Here is a 17,174-nt window from a genome sequence, read left to right as displayed (position 1 = left end):
GTCCGGGCACAGCCGGTGGGGCCGTCCGGTCGCGGCTCCCTCGGGAATTATGGCATCCGCAGTCTCTCCCGTGTACCCCGCGCCGAGGACCAATCTGTACCCCATGTCGGCCGCCCGCCTCCGCGCCTCGAAACACCTCCACACCTCAGAACAAGGTCGGCTGCAATCCCGCTGCCAGCAGCGACGCCCCCACGAGCGACTCCGCATCCGGCGCGCCATGCCCCTCTCCGGCCTTCCCGCCGCCGACCGGCCCGCCGGCGGCTGTCGTCCCCGCCGCGACCGCACGACGCTCGCCGTCACCGTCGCGCAGCATCCCGAGGGCCGAGGAGCGCACTCCCCCGGTCAGCGGATCCTCTTCCCCGCGCTGAAGCCCGTGCGCGCGGATCAGCGGTTTGATCCGCGCCGCGAGCCATGTGCGGTACTCGGCCGGCGCGTACGTACCCCGGCCGTACATGCTGCGATAACGCGGAAGCAGCTCCGGATGCTCGCGTCCGAGCCACAGGTAGTACCACTCCTTCACGCCCGGCTTGAGGTGCAGGGCGGTGTAGAGGACTGAGGTCGCGCCTGCCGCCTTCGCCTGCCGGAGGGCTTCGTCGAGGTGCGCCCGTGTGTCGGTGAGGTACGGCAGGATGGGCATCAGGAAGACCGAGCAGTCCAGCCCGTGCTCGCGCACCGCGGTGACCGTCGCCAGACGCGCCTTCGTGGTGGGCGTTCCGGGTTCGACCGACTGCTGCAGCTCATCGTCGTAGACGGCGATCGACATCGCGAGGTCGACTGGCACGCGCGTCGCCGCCTCGGCCAGCCGGTCGAGGTCGCGTCGTAGCAGCGATCCCTTCGTGAGGATGCTGAACGGCGTGCCGGTGTCGGCGAGCGCGTCGATGATGCCCGGCATGAGCGCGTAGCGTCCCTCCGCCCGCTGATACGGATCGGTGTTGGTGCCGAGCGCCACGGGATGCCGCCCCCAGCTCGGCCGGGACAGCTCCTTGCGGAGGACGTCGGCGACGTTGACCTTGACGATGATCTCCTGATCGAAGTCTTTGCCCTGGTCGAGCTCGAGATAGCTGTGCGTCGGCCGCGCGAAGCAGTAGACGCACGCGTGCGAGCACCCTCGGTACGGGTTGATCGTCCAGCCGAAGGGCATCGGCCCTCCCCCGCCGGGGATCTTGTTGAGCGCCGACTTCGCGAGCACCTCGTGGAACGTGATGCCCGCGAAGTCGGGCGTGCGCACCGAGCGCACGAGGTTGTTGAGCCGCGCGAGCCCCGGCAGCGTGGCCGGCGCCTCCGCCGTGAGTTCTTGCCCGCTCCATCTCATACCGACATTCGAACATATGTTCGAATGTTCGTCAAGCCGCTCACAACGCCACCTCCTCCCCCGACCACCGCGCCCGCAGCCACCGGTCGTGGCTGGCGACGACGACCGCTCCCGGGTAGCCGTCGAGCGCCTCCTCCAGCTCGGTCGCCAGCGAGAGCGACAGGTGGTTCGTCGGCTCGTCGAGCAGGAACAGGTGCGGCGGGCGCGCGAGGATGAGCGCCAGCGCGAGCCGCCGTTGCTGGCCGACAGACAGGGCGCCGACCGGACGGTCGAGGTCTCTGGGGGCGATCAGCCCGAGCCCGACGAGCGGGATGCTCTCGGCCCGCCGCTCGCCCATCGCCGCGGCATACACGCTGCGCGGCGAGGCGGCGGGGTCGGCGAAGCGCACGTCCTGTTCCAGCAGTCCGACGCGCAGGCCACGCCGTCGCCCGACGGAGCCGTACGCCGGTTGGAGCCGTCCGGCCAGGGCGGCGAGGAGTGTCGACTTGCCCGCGCCGTTCGGCCCGGTGACCAGAACCCGGGACTGCGGAGCCACGTCGAACGTCGGCACGTCCAGCCGGCCCGGGATGCGCAGCCCCCGGGCGTGCACGAGCAGCCCGCCGTCATCCGCGAGCGATTGGAACCCGGAGGGGATGCCGCCGAAGCGCAGGACGGGCGGCGGCTTGCGCACCTGCGTGCGCTCGAGCTCCTCGCGCCGGCCGGTGGCGTTCCTGATCCGTCTGCTGATCTGCTTGTCGAGCGCGCCTCCCTTGAACGATTTCGCGAACTTGTCGTTGTCGCGGACTTTGCCCGACCAGGCGATCGACCGTGCGGTGACGTCCGCCGCGAACCGGAGCGCCTCCAGCTCGTCCTGCTCGTCGGCGTACTGCTTCTCCCAGCGGGCACGCTCCGCGGCCTTCGCCGCGAGGTAGTCGCTATAGCCGCCGCCGAAGGCCACCGGGCCGCCGCGGGCGGGGTCGATGTCGAGCAGGCCGGTCGCGACCGCGTCGAGGAAAGCGCGGTCGTGGCTCGCGAAGAGCACAGGCCCCTGCCAGTCGAGCAGCCGCCGTTCGAGGAACGACGCGGCGGCATCGTCGAGGTGGTTGGTCGGCTCGTCGAGCAGGAGCGCGTCGGGTCGGCCGAGGAGCAGCGCGGCGAGCGCGAACCTGCTGCGCTGGCCGCCCGAGACCTCGCCGAGTCGCCGGTCCAGCGGGATCCCCTCGACGCCGAGTCCGGCGAGGAGCTCGTCGCGGCGTGCCTCGATCGTCCAGATCTCGGCGCGCTCGGCCGCCTCCAGGGCGCGTTCATAGCGGTCGTACGGATCGCCGCCCCGCGGGGCGGCATCACCGCCTGCGAGCGATGCGGCCGCCGACTCCAGCTCGCGCTCGATCGCGCGGACGCCGGCGAGCGCGTCCTCGATCAGGGAGTCGAGCGTGTCCTCCGGGCGGAAGCGGACCTCCTGCCAGAGGAAGCCGACGCGCGCGGGCCGACGGATGGCGCCGGCGTCCGGAGGCTCGACACCCGCCAGAAGGCGCAGCAGGGTGGACTTGCCGGCGCCGTTCTCGCCGATCAGCCCGAGGCGCGAGCCGGGAGCGACCGTGAGAGAGACGTCGGAGAGGATGCGGCGTTCGCCGTAGCTGAGCGAGACGCCGTCCGCGCGAAGCGGGGTGAGTGTGGTGGATACAGGCATGGAGACCGCCTTCCGAGCGCTCCGATGAGCCGGTTCCCGCCGGGCGTGCTCCGTCGAGAGCGGCGCGTGAGCGCAGTGAACGCGATGACCTGTTTCGAGGGGTCACCCACTCTGTCGACGGCGCCTCGGGCGCGGGACGAGAGGAGGTGATCACTTCATAGCGCTGACGACCCTAACAGGCCACCAGCGCCCGCGTCCACCCCTTCGGGGCGGGAGGCGCGGAATACCGGGCAGGCTAGCGAACCAGATTCAGGGTCGCGGCGGTCTCCGACAGCACGCGCGCAGCCTCGTCGGGCCGGTCGTTGAGGGTGGTCCCGACCGTCGGGATGAGCTTCTGGATCGTCGGCAGCCAGCCGTCGTAGCGGTCGGGGAAGCAACGCTTCAGCAGGTCCACCATGATCGGCACGGCGGTGGACGCACCCGGCGATGCACCGAGCAGCCCGGCGATCGAACCGTCCTCCGCAGCGACGACCTCGGTGCCGAACTGCAGCACCCCGCCCTTCTTCGCGTCCTTCTTCATCACCTGGACGCGCTGGCCCGCGGTGATGAGCTCCCAGTCCTCGCTCTTGGCGGTGGGCATGAACTCCTGGAGCGCCTTCACCTTCTTGGCGCGGTTGGCCAGGAGCTCGCCCACGAGGTACTTGATGAGGTCGAAATTGTCGCGCGCGACCGCCAGCATCGGGCCGAGGTTGCCGGCGCGGACGGAGCCCGGGAGGTCGAACCACGAGCCGGTCTTGAGGAACTTGGGGCTGAACCCGGCGTACGGGCCGAACAACAGGGACGCCTGACCGTCGACGACACGGGTGTCGAGGTGCGGGACGGACATCGGCGGCGCGCCGACGGCGGCCTTCCCGTAGACCTTCGCCTGGTGCTGGGCGACGATCTTCGGGTCGGACGTGCGCAGGAACTGGCCGGAGATGGGGAACCCGCCGAAGCCCTTGATCTCGGGGATGCCCGACTTCTGCAGCAGGTGCAGCGCGCCGCCGCCCGCGCCGACGAAGACGAACCGCGCCTCCACCTGGTGCGGGGTGTGGCCGACCTCGTGCATCACCCTGATGCGCCAGAGGCCGTCCTTGGTGCGCTTGATGCCACGCACCCGGTGGTTGAGCGCGAGCTCGGCGCCGTTCGCGACGAGGTTGTCGACCAGTGCGCGGGTCAGCGCGCCGAAGTCCACGTCGGTCCCGGAGGCGGAACGGGTGGCGGCGATGCGCTGCTTGGCGTTGCGCTTCTTCGTCAGGAGCGGGGTCCACTCGCCGATGACGGCCGGATCCTCCGAGTACTCCATGTCGGAGAAGAGCGGCTGCTGCTTGAGCGACTCGAAACGGCGGCGCAGGTAGCGGACGTTGTCGCGACCGCGCACGAACGTCATGTGCGGCGTCGGGTTGATGAAGGTCTCCGGCGCGGGCAGGTCGCCCGCCTCGACGAGGCTCGCCCAGAACTGACGGCTGAGCTGGAACTGCTCGTTGATGCTGATGGCCTTGGCCGGGTCGACGGAGCCGTCGGACGCTTCGGGCATGTAGTTCAGCTCGCAGAGGGCCGCGTGCCCGGTTCCGGCATTGTTCCACGGGTTCGAGCTCTCCTGGGCGACCTCGCCCAGGTTCTCGTAGATGCGGATGCTCCAGTCGGGCTGCACGCGCTGGAGGAGCGCCCCGAGCGTCGCGCTCATGATGCCGCCGCCGATGAGGACCACGTCGATGGGAGAATTGCTCACCGTACGATCTTACGGTGCGCCCGGCGCCTTCCCTTTTCTCACGGAGGAAAGTATCTCGATGTCGAGACAAACCTGGGGCCGCGGCGTCACGCGCCCCGCTCGTAGAGGGCGACGAACCGTTCGACCGGGAACGCGCGGACGGTCGTGGCGATGAGCGGCAGGTCGATGTCGGAGAGCGAGCGGAACCGCAGGCAGCTCTTGCCCATGTGGAGGGTTCGACCCGTCCGCCCCCACGCGCGACGGAAGGCGCCCTCCTCCGCAGAGTCGCTCGAGAGGGCCATCAGGTACAGGGCGGTGTAGTTCTTCTGCGCACCGATGCTGACGTAGGCCAGCGGCTGCTTGTTGTACGTGTCACGGTAGGTCTCGAGCGGGACGACCCAGCCGGGCATCCGCCAGTGGATCCCGAGCCGGTACCCGGTGGGCATCGCCGCGGCGACGGTGTCGAACACGGGCTGGAAGACCTCCCGGCGCCGCGGTGGCAGCGACTCGAGATAGTCGACGACGTCGGCCGGCGGCGGATCCGCGGACGGCAGGCCTGCGGACGGGATGGCGGCAACGGGCGGTTCGGCGCGCATGCGCCCAGGCTAGCGCCCCGATCACGGCGCGTGCAGGCCCGGTTCGACCGGCCGCAGGAGCGCCGCCACTCACGACGAATGCCGGGAGAGTGCGCGCTCTCCCGGCATTCGCGACGACGGTGCGGCGGCTCAGGCCTCGACGGGCGTGGACAGCCGCTCGGCGACCAGTTCGGCGATCTGGACCGCGTTGAGCGCAGCGCCCTTGCGCAGGTTGTCGTTGCTGATGAACAGCGCGAGGCCGCGGCCGGCGGGCGCTCCCTCGTCCTGGCGGATGCGGCCGACGAAGCTCGGGTCCTTGCCTGCGGCCTCGAGCGGGGTCGGGACGTCGGTGAGGACCACGCCGGGAGCCGACGCGAGCAGCTCCTCGGCGCGCGCGGGAGTGATCGCCTCGGCGAACTCGGCATTGATCGAGAGCGAGTGGCCCGTGAAGACCGGCACGCGCACACAGGTGCCGCTGACCAGCAGCTCCGGCAGGCCGAGGATCTTGCGGCTCTCGTTGCGGAGCTTCTTCTCCTCGTCGGTCTCGTTCAAGCCGTCGTCGACGATCGAGCCCGCGAGCGGGATCACGTCGAAGGCGATCGGACGCACGTACTTGACCGGCTCCGGCAGGGTGACGGACGAGCCGTCGTGCACGAGCTGCAGGAGGTTCTCGTCGGCGACCGCGGTGCGGACCTGGGAGGCGAGCTCCTCGGCGCCCGCCAGGCCGGATCCGGAGACCGCCTGATAGGTGCTGACGGTGAGGCGCCGGAGGCCGGCCTCGTCGTGCAGGACCTTGAGCACCGGCATCGCCGCCATGGTGGTGCAGTTGGGGTTCGCGATGATCCCCTTGCGTGCGTCGGCGATCGCCTCGGGATTGACCTCGGAGACGACCAGCGGCACGTCCGGGTCCATCCGCCATCCGCTCGAGTTGTCGATGACGATGGCGCCCGCCTCGGCGAATCGCGGCGCGTGCGCCTTCGAACCGGTGGCGCCGGCCGAGAACAGCGCGATGTCGACGCCCGAGACGTCGGCCGTGGCGACGTCCTCCACCACGATCTGCTCGCCGCGGAACGGCAGCGTCGTACCCGCCGAGCGGGACGATGCGAAGAAGCGCACGGACGACGCCGGGAAGGCGCGCTCCTCCAGCAGGCGGCGCATCACGCTGCCGACCTGGCCGGTCGCTCCGACGACGGCGATGTTGAGTCCGGTGGTCTCGCTCATGATGCTGGCCCCTTCGGGTCGGTTGTCTTGCAGAAATCGAACGTGGGCGCCGCGGCCGCCATTCCCACGGCGGAGAGGGAGCGCGAAGGGCGACGGCGCCGGGAGGCGGGTCTAGCGACCGGTTCCGGCGTAGATGACGGCCTTCTCATCGCCGTCGAGCCCGAAAGCGGTGTGGATGACGCGCGCGGCCTCCGCCACCGTGTCGGCGCGGGTGACGACCGAGATGCGGATCTCGCTGGTGGATATCATCTCGATGTTGATGCCGGCGTCGTAGAGCGCCTCGAACAGGCGGGCGGAGACACCGGTGTTGGTGCGCATCCCGGCGCCGACGAGGGCCAGCTTGCCGATCTGGTCGTCGTACTGCAGCGACTGGTAGCCGACCTCGTCGCGCTCCGCGGTGAGTGCGGTCAGCACGCGCTGACCCTCCGACTTCGGGAGGGTGAACGAGATGTCGGTGAGGCTCGTGGCCGCGGCCGACACGTTCTGCACGATCATGTCGACGTTGGCGTTGGCCTTCGCGACGATCTTGAAGATCTGCGCGGCCTTGCCCGGTACGTCGGGCACACCGACGACCGTGATCTTCGCTTCGCTCAGATCGGTGGCGACTCCGGAGATGATCGGCTCTTCCACGGTTCCATCCTTCTTCGCGGCCTCGGCCGCAGCTGCTTCGTTGAGGACGTACGTGCCCTCCTTGTTCGAGAACGAGGAGCGCACGTGCAGGGTCACGTTGTGACGGCGGGCGTACTCGACCGCGCGGATGTGCAGGACCTTCGCGCCGGCTGCGGCGAGCTCGAGCATCTCCTCGCTGGTGATGCGGTCGATCTTGCGCGCCAGCGGGACCTGGCGGGGGTCGGAGGTGAAGACGCCGTCCACGTCGGTGTAGATCTCGCAGACCTCGGCGCCGAGCGCCGCGGCGAGGGCGACCGCGGTGGTGTCGGAGCCGCCGCGGCCGAGCGTTGTGATGTCGCGGGTGTCGCGATTGAAGCCCTGGAAGCCGGCGACGATGGCGATCGCCCCCTCCGAGAGCGCGTCCTGGATGCGGCCGGGTGTGACGTCGACGATGCGGGCGGAGCCGTGCTGCGCGTCCGTGATCATCCCCGCCTGGCTGCCGGTGAAGGAGCGGGCGTCGTAGCCCATGCTCTTGATCGCCATCGCGAGCAGGGCCATCGAGATGCGCTCGCCCGCGGTGAGGAGCATGTCGAGCTCGCGCGGCGCGGGGATCGGGGTGACCTCATGGGCCAGATCGACCAGCTCGTCCGTCGTGTCGCCCATCGCGGAGACCGCGACGACCACCTCGTTGCCGGCCTTGCGGGTCTCGACGATGCGCTTCGCGACGCGCTTGATGCTCTCGGCGTCGGAGACGGACGAACCGCCGAATTTCTGGACGATAAGGGCCACGGACACTCCTGGACTCACGGGCTTCCCATCCTACCGGCCGCCGCATACCCGGATTCCCATATGACGACGACGTCGGGCAAGGCCGCGAACGCGCAGAACCGAGAGCGCTCAGGAGACCTGGCGGCGCCCCTCGAACGCGCGGCCGAGGGTGACCTCGTCGGCATACTCGAGGTCGCCTCCGACCGGGAGGCCGGAGGCCAGCCGGGTGACGCGGATCTCGAGCGTGGTCAGCAGCCGGCTCAGGTAGGTGGCGGTCGCCTCGCCCTCGAGGTTGGGGTCGGTCGCGATGATGACCTCCTGCACCGTGCCGTCGGCCAGGCGCTGCATCAGCTGGCGGATGCGCAGGTCGTCCGGCCCGATGCCGTCGATCGGGCTGATCGCGCCGCCGAGCACGTGGTACAGGCCGCGGAACTCGCGTGTGCGCTCGATCGCAACGACATCCTTCGCCTCCTCGACCACGCAGATCAGCTCGGGCGAGCGTCGCGGGTCGCGGCAGATGGAGCAGGTCTCCTGTTCGGACACGTTGCCGCAGATCTCGCAGAAGCGGACCTTGTCGCGCACCTCGATCAGCACCTCGGCGAGCCGCGTGACGTCGAAGCTCTCGGTCTGGAGGATGTGGAACGCGATGCGCTGCGCCGACTTCGGGCCGATGCCGGGCAGGCGGCCGAGCTCGTCGATCAGCTCCTGGACGATGCCTTCGTACACCGGCTACCTCATCCCGATCGAGGGAGGGGCGTCGAGCTCCTCGATGAAGGTGGCGCCGAGCAGCTCGCGCACCACGGCCTCGCCGTAGCGCTGCGGCTCCTGGAACGCGGGCGTGCGGGCGCCGGAGGCGGGCGCGGTGCGCGGGGCGGACGCCGGGCGTGCGGAGGCCGAGGGTGTCGTCGGAGTGGCCGGGGCCGTGCGCGGAGCAGCGGGTGCAGCGGCTGGAGCGGACTCGTGGTCGGCGGTTCCGGGCGCAGCCGCCCAGTCGCCCGCGGGCTCGTCCGGCACCGGAGGCTCGAAGGGCGGCTCCGTCTCGTCCGGCGGGACGTCGTCGTAGGGCGGCTCGTCCACGGCGGGAGCCGACGGTCGTGCCGCCGGCGCAGCGGGGCGGGACGGGACGGATGCGGCACCCGTCGCCGGACGCTCCAGGGTCGCCACGGACGCCGGTGGAGCGGCGGGTGCCCCGGCCGAACCGGGGATGGCGGCGATGGCCCAATCCGTGACCGGGCCCGTGGCGCCGGGGGACGGGGCTGGAGCGGCGGATGCGGGAGCGGCGGGCGCAGCCGACGCGGCGGGCGCGGGAGCGGTCGACTCGGCCGGAACGGGCGGAGCCGACGCGGCGGGAGCGGGAGACGACGGACCGGACACGGCGGCGCTCTCGGACGAGCCGGGGCCTTCGGACGCGCCGGGGCCTTCGGACGCGCCGGGGGCCGCCGCCTTCGAGCTGCCGGGCCAGGTGTCGGCGACGGGCGCCTGCGGGGCTCCGCCTCCGGGGCGCTGGCCCCCGCCGGGGCCGCCGTCGGCGCGGGCGATGAACTTCACCCGGATGCCGAGGATGTCGACGATGGCCTGGCGCAGGTACTCGCTGACACCGGGAGTCCCCGGGGCCTGTGGCTGCCGGAAGCTCTGCACATCGTTGTCGCTCGGGAACGACAGGGTGAGCACGTCGCCGTCGAGGTTACGCACCTGGGCGGTGAACACGACCATCCACGCGCTGCGCTTGGCGCGCTGCACGGCGTCGAGGATCTGGGTCCACGAGTCCTTGACCTGCTGGGTCGTGACCGGACCGACCGGGGAGCCGGACGCGGCGGCCGCGGGCGGGACGGCCGCAGCCGGGACGGCCGCAGCCTCGGCAGGTTCTGCGGACGGGGCCGGAGCGGCCTCCCCGGTCTCCGCGTCGACAGCCGGCGGCGGGGATCCAGGAGCTGTCGCGGCTTCGCCGGGCGCCGGGCGCTCGCCGGCCGGCGCGGGCGCGCCGGAGGCCGACGGCGCGGAGGGCGGGGTGGAAGCGACGGGGGCGGGCGCTTCGGCGCCCGTCGCGGCGACGGGAGCCGGCGCCGAGACCGGTGCGGAAGCGCGGGGAGCACGGGGCGCCGCGGGGTCGCCGGCCGCTCCTCCGTCGCCGTCGCTGACGCCGACACGGCGTTCGAGGCGCTCGACGCGGGCGAGCGCGCCGCGCTCGGAGGCGTCGCTCGACGGCACCAGCACGCGGGCGAGCAGGAGCTCGAGGTGCAATCGGGGAGAGGTCGCGCCCGTCATCTCGGTGAGAGCGGCGTTGACGATGTCGGCGGCGCGGCTGAGCTCGGCGGCGCCGAACTTCATGGCCTGCACGCCCATGCGGTCGAGCTCGTCCTGGGGCACCCCGCGCAGCACGGCGGCGGCGCCGTCGACACTGGTCGCGGCCACGACGATGAGATCGCGCAAGCGCTCCAGCAGGTCCTCCACGAAGCGGCGCGGGTCCTGACCGGTCTGGATGACCCGGTCGACCGCGGAGAAGGCGCCGGCGGCGTCGCGGGCGGCGATGGCGTCGATGACCTCGTCGAGCAGGGCGGCGTGCGTGTAGCCGAGGAGCGCGACCGCCCGCTCGTATCCGATCGCGTCGCCGTCGGAGCCGGCCATCAGCTGGTCGAGCAGCGAGAGGGTGTCGCGGGGCGAGCCACCGCCAGCCCGCACGACGAGCGGGAGCACACCCGGCGCGACCGTCATGCCCTCGCTGTCGCAGAGGCTCTGCACGTACTCGAGCATCTGGGCGGGTGGGACGAGCCGGAACGGGTAGTGGTGGGTGCGGGAGCGGATGGTGCCGATGACTTTCTCGGGCTCCGTCGTCGCGAAGATGAACTTCACGTGCTCCGGCGGCTCCTCCACGATCTTGAGCAGCGCGTTGAAGCCCTGCGGCGTCACCATGTGCGCCTCATCGAGGATGAAGATCTTGTAGCGGTCGCGCGCGGGGGCGAAGATCGCGCGCTCGCGGATGTCACGGGCGTCGTCGACGCCGTTGTGGCTCGCCGCGTCGATTTCGACGACGTCGAGCGAGCCGCCGCCGTCGCGGCTCAGCTCGACGCAGCTCGCGCACTTTCCGCACGGGGTGTCGGTCGGGCCCTCCGCGCAGTTGAGGCAGCGGGCGAGGATGCGCGCCGACGTCGTCTTGCCGCAGCCACGCGGGCCGGAGAAGAGGTAGGCGTGGTTCACGCGGTTGGTGCGCAGCGCCGTCATCAGCGGCTCCGTCACCTGGGACTGGCCGATCATGTCGGCGAAGGTGTCGGGCCGATAGCGGCGATAGAGAGCGGTTACCACCCACACATGCTACTTGCCGCCGCTGACATTCGCCGGGGTCGTCCCCTCATCCCGAGGGGACGGAGGACGGCTCGGACAGCGCGTCCGCGATGGCCCTCCACACGGCCTCCCTCCCGCGCTCCGTCGCCTGGGCCGTCGCGTCCTCCGGCAGGTTCAGCGGCGAGTACGGCGGCGTGTAGAAGAGGTGGGAGGCGCCGGCCGCTGTCACGTAGGTGTCTCCGGGGCGGGCGGGGCGCCGGCGGGCGGCCTCGGCCATCCACGCGCATCCGTTGACGAGCTGCTCGTCCCGCCCCGCGCAGCCGAGGACCAGGGGTCCACGGACGCGGCCGAGATCGAGCACCGAGGCCGGCTCGACATCGGTGGTGCCCGTCACGCAGGGCACCCAGGCCCCGGCCACGGTGATCGCCGGGCTCGGCACAGGCGACGGGCAGACCACACCGGTCGTGCCTCCCGGTGCGATCGCGCCGTAGACCAGACCGGGATGCGCGACCGCCAGCCACAGAGCAAGCGCCGCGCCGCGGGAGGTCCCCATGACGAAGACGCGCGCGTCGTCGACACCGGGCCGGGTCTTCAGCCACGCGAGGGCGGCGAGCAGACGCTCGGCGGGGACGGTTCGCCGCGGCTCCAGCTGGCCGGCGCCGTACGTCGACAGGTCGAGCGCCGGGTAACCCATCGCCGAGAGGGTGGCGGCGGCCAGCACGCCGGTCGGCGTGCCCGGGTCGGTGCCGTCGAGCACCAGCACGGCCGGTCGCAGGCCCTCCGATCGCTGGACGGGGGCGAAGTAGTCGGCGCTGAAGCCGTCCTCCGCCACCGCGACCGCGGGCGCGGACGCCGCGAGCCCGACCCGCTGGATGCGCGTCCCGGCGACGCGCACGCCGTCGACGGTGGCGGCGAGGTCGATCGAGAGGGTCGCGCCTCCCCAGGTCTCGTCAGAGGTCGCGGCGGAGCCGGTCGCGTTGCGCATCGTCCAGAACAGCCCCATCGGATCGACGCCGCTGTAGGACGCCTGCACGGGTGCCTGGCGTGCGAGGTCCACCTCCCCGTCGGGCGGCGCGGCGAACACCGCCTGGGACGACCAGCGGCCGGAGGACCGCACGCTCGCGGTGACCAGCACACGCTGCCCGGGCGGGAGGTCGGCGAGTGAGATCCGCTCCCCCTCCCACACACCCGCGGGATTCGTCGGGACGACGAACCGCGGGCCGCCGACGCGCACCGCCGCGCATCCCGCGAGAGCCGCCGTGACGACCGCCAGCACGGCGACCGCGCGGAGCACGCCTCGTCGACGCGGCACGGACCCGTCCACCAGCCGCCTCACGTGCGCGCCGCCCGCAGCACGATCTGCGCCACCGCGTTCCAGAACGCCACCCGGGCGTGCTCCGTCGCCTGCGGGTTCTCCCCCGCCCGACGAGTCCGCTCCCTCTCCGTCCTCCGGCAGCGCGATCGGGAGCCCCGGCGGCACGGTGACGGCGTGGCCGGCCAGAGCGGGACTCTGGATGCTGTCACCGGCCCGGACGCCGCGCGCAGCCGCGAGCGCCGATTGCCCGGCGCACGCGGACGACACCAGCGTGTCACGGCCCCCGCAGGCGAGCACGACCGGACCCGTCACCGCGTCCAGCGGGAGGACGGATGCGGCCGACGCCGGACCCGGCGCCACGCGGCACGGCAGACCGGCTCCGTCCTCGAACGCGGGGGCGGTCCGCCCCGACGGCAGGCAGAGCAGTTGCGGCGCGCCCGCGGCGGCGAAGAGCCCGTGCAGCCGGGTCGGGAATCGTGTCGCCGCCCATGCCGCGAGGGGCTCCGAGACCCCGGTGCCGTAGGCGAAGACGTGCGCGGCATCGATGCCCTCCTGGGCGTCGAGCCAGGTCAGCGCGTCATCGACCGTCGTACTGTCCACGACGCTCGACGCGCGGACGCCGTCCGGTGCCGCGGACACGGGGAGGACGAGCACCGATGCCCCGAACCGCGCGAGCAGTGGAGCGGTGAAGTCGGACGACGCGCCCGGCGACGGGTCGTCGAACATCAGCACCGCGGGGGTGGCCGGCCGCTCCACGGAAGTCGCGCTCCAGAATCGGGCGACGGGCTGGTCCTCGTGCGTCTCGTGGGGCGGAGGGGTCGGACCCGCGCCGGTGAAGTCGCGCGTGTAGAGCGTGTGCGGGCGGAGGCCGTCGGCGAGGCCCTGCAGGGCGAACGTGTGCCGCGCGACCACGCGATCCGCGTCGAACGCGGTCAGGGTGACGGGCAGCGTCTCGTGCATCCACTGCGTCGCCAGAGCGGTCCCGGGGAGGTCGGGACCGTCGAGCGACCAGAACAGGCCGGCCGAGTCGGGCTGCTCGAACGGTGCCAGCTGCGGCCGCGCGCTCGCGAGGTCGAGGATGCCGCTCGCCGGGGTCGTGTAGGTCGCCGACGAGCGCCAGGTGCCGCGCGCCGTGGTGAGGGAGGCCGCGATCCGCAGCCTGCCGCCCGGCATCACGCCGACCAGCTCCAGAGGGATCGGCCAGAGCACCGAGGTGAGGTGCACGAGCGGCGGCGTGACGAACCGCGGGCCCGAGGGGCCGTCGGCGGGGGCCGTGCAGCCCGTCAGCGCGAGAGCGAGGGCCGCGACAGCGCCCACCGCTGCGACGAGGTGGCGCGACGAGGAGCTGGCGGGAGGCCTCCGCCTTCCGTCTCCGTCGCCGCTCCGCCGCCTCATCGCGCCGTGGACTCCTCTCGGTCAGTTGCCGCCCGACACCGCCTGGACGGCCTGCCGGGCGATCTCGAGCTCCTCGTTCGTGGGGATCACCAGCACGGTCACCGCCGAGTCGTCGGACGAGATGACGCGAGCCTCCCCGGAGGGTGACGCGTTGCGTTCCTGGTCGAGTCGCAGCCCGAGGATCCCGAGTCCCTCCAGCGCCTCGGCGCGCAGCCGCGCGTCGTTCTCGCCGACGCCGGCGGTGAAGACGAGCACGTCCAGCCCTCCGAGCAGCGCGGTGTACGCGCCGATGTAGTGCTTGATCCGATGCGCCACGGCGTCGAGGGCGAGCCGTGCCGCCGGATCACCGCCGTCGGCCGCTCGGCGCACGTCGCGCATGTCGCCGCGGCCGGCCAGCCCCAGCAGGCCGCTGCGGCGATTGAGCAGCTCGTCGAGCGCGTCGGTGTCCAGCCCGGCACGCCGCGACAGGTGGAGCAGGACGGCCGGATCGAGGTCGCCGGAACGGGTGCCCATCACCAGGCCCTCCAGCGGGGTCATGCCCATGGACGTCTCCACCGAGCGTCCGCCGTCGACGGCGCAGGCGGAGGCGCCATTACCGAGGTGCAGGACGATCTGCTTCAGCTCGCCGAGCGGCCGGCCCAGGAAGTCCGCGGCGGCCTCCGACACGAACTTGTGCGAGGTGCCGTGGAAGCCGTACCGGCGCACGCGATGCTTCTCCGCCAGGTCGGCATCGATCGCGTACGTGTAGGCGGCAGGTGGCAGCGTCTGGTGGAACGCGGTGTCGAAGACGGCGACGTGCGGCACCCCGGGGAACGCGGTCTTCGCGGCGCGGATGCCCTGCAGGTTCGCCGGGTTGTGGAGCGGAGCCAGATCGGAGAGGTCCTCGATGTTGATCTCGACCAGCGGAGTCACGATCGTCGGCTCGAAGAACCGCTTGCCGCCATGCACGACCCGGTGGCCCACCGCGACCAAGGGGCTCTCCTCCAGGCTGGGCCCCTCGCTCGCGAAGAGCTCGAGCATCGCCCGGAAACCGGCGGTGTGGTCCGGGATGGGCAGCGACCGCTCGGCCGTGCCGCCCGGGCCGCGATGCCGGATGTGCCCCGACTCCTCGCCGATCCGCTCGACGAGGCCGCTGGCCAGCGCCTCCTCCGACTCCGCGTCGATCAGCTGGTACTTGAGCGACGACGATCCGCTGTTGACGACGAGGACGGCGCTCATGCGAGGGCCGCCTGGATCGCGGTGATCGCCACGGTGTTCACGATGTCCTCCACGGTCGCGCCGCGCGACAGGTCGTTGATCGGCTTGCGGAGGCCCTGGAGCACCGGTCCGATCGCGACGGCGCCCGCGCTGCGCTGCACCGCCTTGTACGTGTTGTTGCCGGTGTTGAGGTCCGGGAACACGAAGACGGTCGCCCGGCCGGCGACGTCGGACCCCGGCATCTTCGCGGCGCCGACCGCGGCGTCCGCAGCGGCGTCGTACTGGATGGGGCCGGCGACCGCGAGCTGCGGCGCGCGCTCGCGGACGAGCGCGGTCGCGGCGCGGACCTTGTCGACGTCCGCGCCCGCCCCGGAGTCGCCGGTCGAGTACGACAGCATCGCGACGCGCGGCTCGATGCCGAACTGATCGGCGGTGCGCGCGGACGACACCGCGATGTCGGCCAGCTGCTCGGCCGTCGGGTCCGGGATGACGGCGCAGTCGCCGTAGACGAGCACCCGGTCCGCCAGCGCCATCAGGAAGACGCTCGACACGACCGAGACGCCCGGCGTGGTCTTGATGATCTCGAAGGCCGGGCGGATCGTGTGCGCCGTGGTGTGCGCGGCACCCGACACCATCCCGTCGGCCAGCCCGAGGTGCACCATCATCGTGCCGAAGTACGACGCGTCGGTGACGGTGTCGGAGGCCTGGTCGATCGTGATGCCCTTGTGGGCGCGGAGCTTCGCGTACTCGGTCGCGAACCGGAAGCGCAGCACATCGTCGAACGGGCTGATGACCTCCGCGCGCGACAGGTCGAGACCGAGCTCGATGGCGCGCGAGCGCACCTCGAACGGCTCGCCGAGGATGGTCAGCCGGGCCACACCGCGCGCGAGCAGGGTGCCCGCGGCGCGCAGGATGCGGTCGTCCTCGCCTTCCGGGAGCACGATGTGCTTGTCCGCCGCCCGCGCCCGCTCGATCAGGTCGTACTCGAACATCAGCGGCGTCACGACATCGTGCCTGGTCACGTCGAGACGCCCGAGCAGCGTGTCCGCATCCACGTGACGCTCGAACAGCGCCAGCGCCGTATCGTACTTGCGCTGCGAATCGGCGGCGAGACGACCGCGCGCGTGCGTGATCCGCACGACCGTGTCGTAGGTGTCGAGCCCGGTGCGCACGATCGGAAGCGGCGACCGCAGCCCGGCGAGCAGCCGCTCGATCGGCTCCGGGAGGTCGAAGCCGCCGTTCAGGACGATGCCCGCGATCGAGGGGAACGTGCCGGACGCGTTGGCCATCAGCACGGCCAGCAGCACTTCGGTGCGGTCGCCGGGCACCACGACGACGGCGCCCTCGACGAGACGGGGGAGCACATTGTCCATCGACATGCCGGCGACGACGACGTCCAGCGCCTCCCGGGCCAGCAGCGCCTCGTCGCCCGCGATGAGCGTCGACCCCGTCGCCTCGACGATGGAGCGGATGCTCGGCGCGACGAGGAACTCGTCCTCCGGGATCGCCCAGACCGGCGGACGGTCGCCGGCGCGCTCGGTGGAGGTGACCTCCGTGATCGCGGCGACGATGTCGTCGAGGCGCTCGGCATCGGCGCGGTTGGCGATGACCGCCAGTACGCCGGCGTGCTCGGCGCGCAGCTCGGCGTAGGCGAGCTCTGCGAGCTGCTTCAGATCCTCCGGCGAGCGCGGATCGGCCTGGCCGAGCCGCTCCCCGAAGCCCTGCCCGACGCGCCCGCCGAGCACGAGCAGCACCGGCGCGCCGAGATTGGCCGCGATGCGCGCGTTGTAGCCGAGCTCGGTCGGGCTGCCCACGTCGGTGAAGTCGGAGCCGAGGATCACGACCGTGTCGAACCGCGCCTCCACGGCGCGGAAGCGGTGCACGATCTCCGCCAGCGCCGCGTCGGCGTCGACGTGGACGTCCTCGTAGGTGACGCCGATCGCCTCCTCGTACGAGAGATCGGCCGTCACGCGTTGGAGCAGCAGCTCCAGCACGTAGTCGCGCTCGACCGTCGATCGGGCGATGGGGCGGAACACACCCACCCGGCCGACCGAGTGCCGTAGTGCCTCGATGACGCCGAGGGCGATCGTGGACTTGCCGGTGTGCCCCTCCGCGGAGGTGATGTAGAGCGAACGGACCACGAC

Annotated in this window: 11 protein-coding genes; all 11 read right to left on the bottom strand. The window is 72.0% G+C overall.

Going from position 1 to position 17,174, the window contains the following annotated elements:
- Window positions 1-145: 145 nt before the first annotated feature.
- The 11 genes from IT072_RS05190 to pta all read right to left on the bottom strand — a co-directional run bounded on the left by IT072_RS05190 (window position 146) and on the right by pta (window position 17,171).
- Window positions 146-1,312 carry an Rv2578c family radical SAM protein gene (locus tag IT072_RS05190; protein ID WP_223359866.1) on the bottom strand — a complete coding sequence of 389 codons (1,167 nt, stop codon included), beginning with the start codon at window positions 1,310-1,312 and terminating at the stop codon, window positions 146-148.
- 40 nt (window positions 1,313-1,352) lie between these two features.
- Window positions 1,353-2,981, bottom strand: coding sequence for an ABC-F family ATP-binding cassette domain-containing protein (locus IT072_RS05185; RefSeq protein ID WP_223359865.1), 1,629 nt, complete (start codon window positions 2,979-2,981; stop codon window positions 1,353-1,355).
- 235 nt (window positions 2,982-3,216) lie between these two features.
- Window positions 3,217-4,692, bottom strand: a complete 1,476-nt coding sequence (locus IT072_RS05180; RefSeq protein WP_223359864.1) for a malate:quinone oxidoreductase — start codon at window positions 4,690-4,692, stop codon at window positions 3,217-3,219.
- An 86-nt stretch (window positions 4,693-4,778) separates the two neighbouring features.
- Window positions 4,779-5,267, bottom strand: coding sequence for a DUF1801 domain-containing protein (locus IT072_RS05175; protein WP_223359863.1), 489 nt, complete (start codon window positions 5,265-5,267; stop codon window positions 4,779-4,781).
- Between the two features lie 129 nt (window positions 5,268-5,396).
- A complete protein-coding gene (locus IT072_RS05170; RefSeq protein WP_223359862.1) occupies window positions 5,397-6,467 on the bottom strand; it encodes an aspartate-semialdehyde dehydrogenase in 1,071 nt (356 codons plus the stop codon).
- Window positions 6,468-6,578: 111 nt separating this feature from the next.
- Complete coding sequence (locus tag IT072_RS05165; protein ID WP_223359861.1) at window positions 6,579-7,865, bottom strand: aspartate kinase; 1,287 nt, start codon at window positions 7,863-7,865, stop codon at window positions 6,579-6,581.
- 108 nt (window positions 7,866-7,973) lie between these two features.
- Window positions 7,974-8,570 (bottom strand): recombination mediator RecR, encoded by a 597-nt coding sequence (recR, locus tag IT072_RS05160; RefSeq protein ID WP_223359860.1) that lies wholly within the window; start codon window positions 8,568-8,570, stop codon window positions 7,974-7,976.
- A gap of 3 nt (window positions 8,571-8,573) precedes the next feature.
- Entirely contained in the window at window positions 8,574-11,144 is a 2,571-nt protein-coding gene (locus tag IT072_RS05155) for a DNA polymerase III subunit gamma and tau (protein WP_223359859.1), read from the bottom strand.
- A 46-nt stretch (window positions 11,145-11,190) separates the two neighbouring features.
- The gene (locus IT072_RS05150) at window positions 11,191-13,755 is read right to left on the bottom strand and encodes an acyl-CoA thioesterase/BAAT N-terminal domain-containing protein (protein ID WP_223359858.1); all 2,565 of its coding nucleotides are present in this window, start codon (window positions 13,753-13,755) and stop codon (window positions 11,191-11,193) included.
- Between the two features lie 99 nt (window positions 13,756-13,854).
- The gene (locus IT072_RS05145) at window positions 13,855-15,051 is read right to left on the bottom strand and encodes an acetate/propionate family kinase (RefSeq protein ID WP_223359857.1); all 1,197 of its coding nucleotides are present in this window, start codon (window positions 15,049-15,051) and stop codon (window positions 13,855-13,857) included.
- Window positions 15,048-17,171 carry a phosphate acetyltransferase gene (pta, locus tag IT072_RS05140; protein ID WP_223359856.1) on the bottom strand — a complete coding sequence of 708 codons (2,124 nt, stop codon included), beginning with the start codon at window positions 17,169-17,171 and terminating at the stop codon, window positions 15,048-15,050. Before pta ends, IT072_RS05145 begins: the two co-directional genes overlap by 4 nt.
- Between the last annotated feature and the right edge of the window lie 3 nt (window positions 17,172-17,174).

Origin of the sequence: Leifsonia sp. ZF2019 (genome assembly GCF_019924635.1) — a bacterium.
Taxonomy (GTDB): Bacteria; Actinomycetota; Actinomycetes; order Actinomycetales; family Microbacteriaceae; genus Leifsonia.
This window is presented reverse-complemented; position numbering and strand designations above follow the sequence as displayed.

Excerpts from the sequence above, each read along its gene's own strand:
- IT072_RS05190 (WP_223359866.1), bottom strand. The coding sequence starts at position 1,312 with ATGAGATGGAGCGGGCAAGAACTCACGGCGGAGGCGCCGGCCACGCTG.
- IT072_RS05175 (WP_223359863.1), bottom strand. The coding sequence starts at position 5,267 with ATGCGCGCCGAACCGCCCGTTGCCGCCATCCCGTCCGCAGGCCTGCCG.
- IT072_RS05185 (WP_223359865.1), bottom strand. The coding sequence starts at position 2,981 with ATGCCTGTATCCACCACACTCACCCCGCTTCGCGCGGACGGCGTCTCG.
- IT072_RS05145 (WP_223359857.1), bottom strand. The coding sequence starts at position 15,051 with ATGAGCGCCGTCCTCGTCGTCAACAGCGGATCGTCGTCGCTCAAGTAC.
- IT072_RS05170 (WP_223359862.1), bottom strand. The coding sequence starts at position 6,467 with ATGAGCGAGACCACCGGACTCAACATCGCCGTCGTCGGAGCGACCGGC.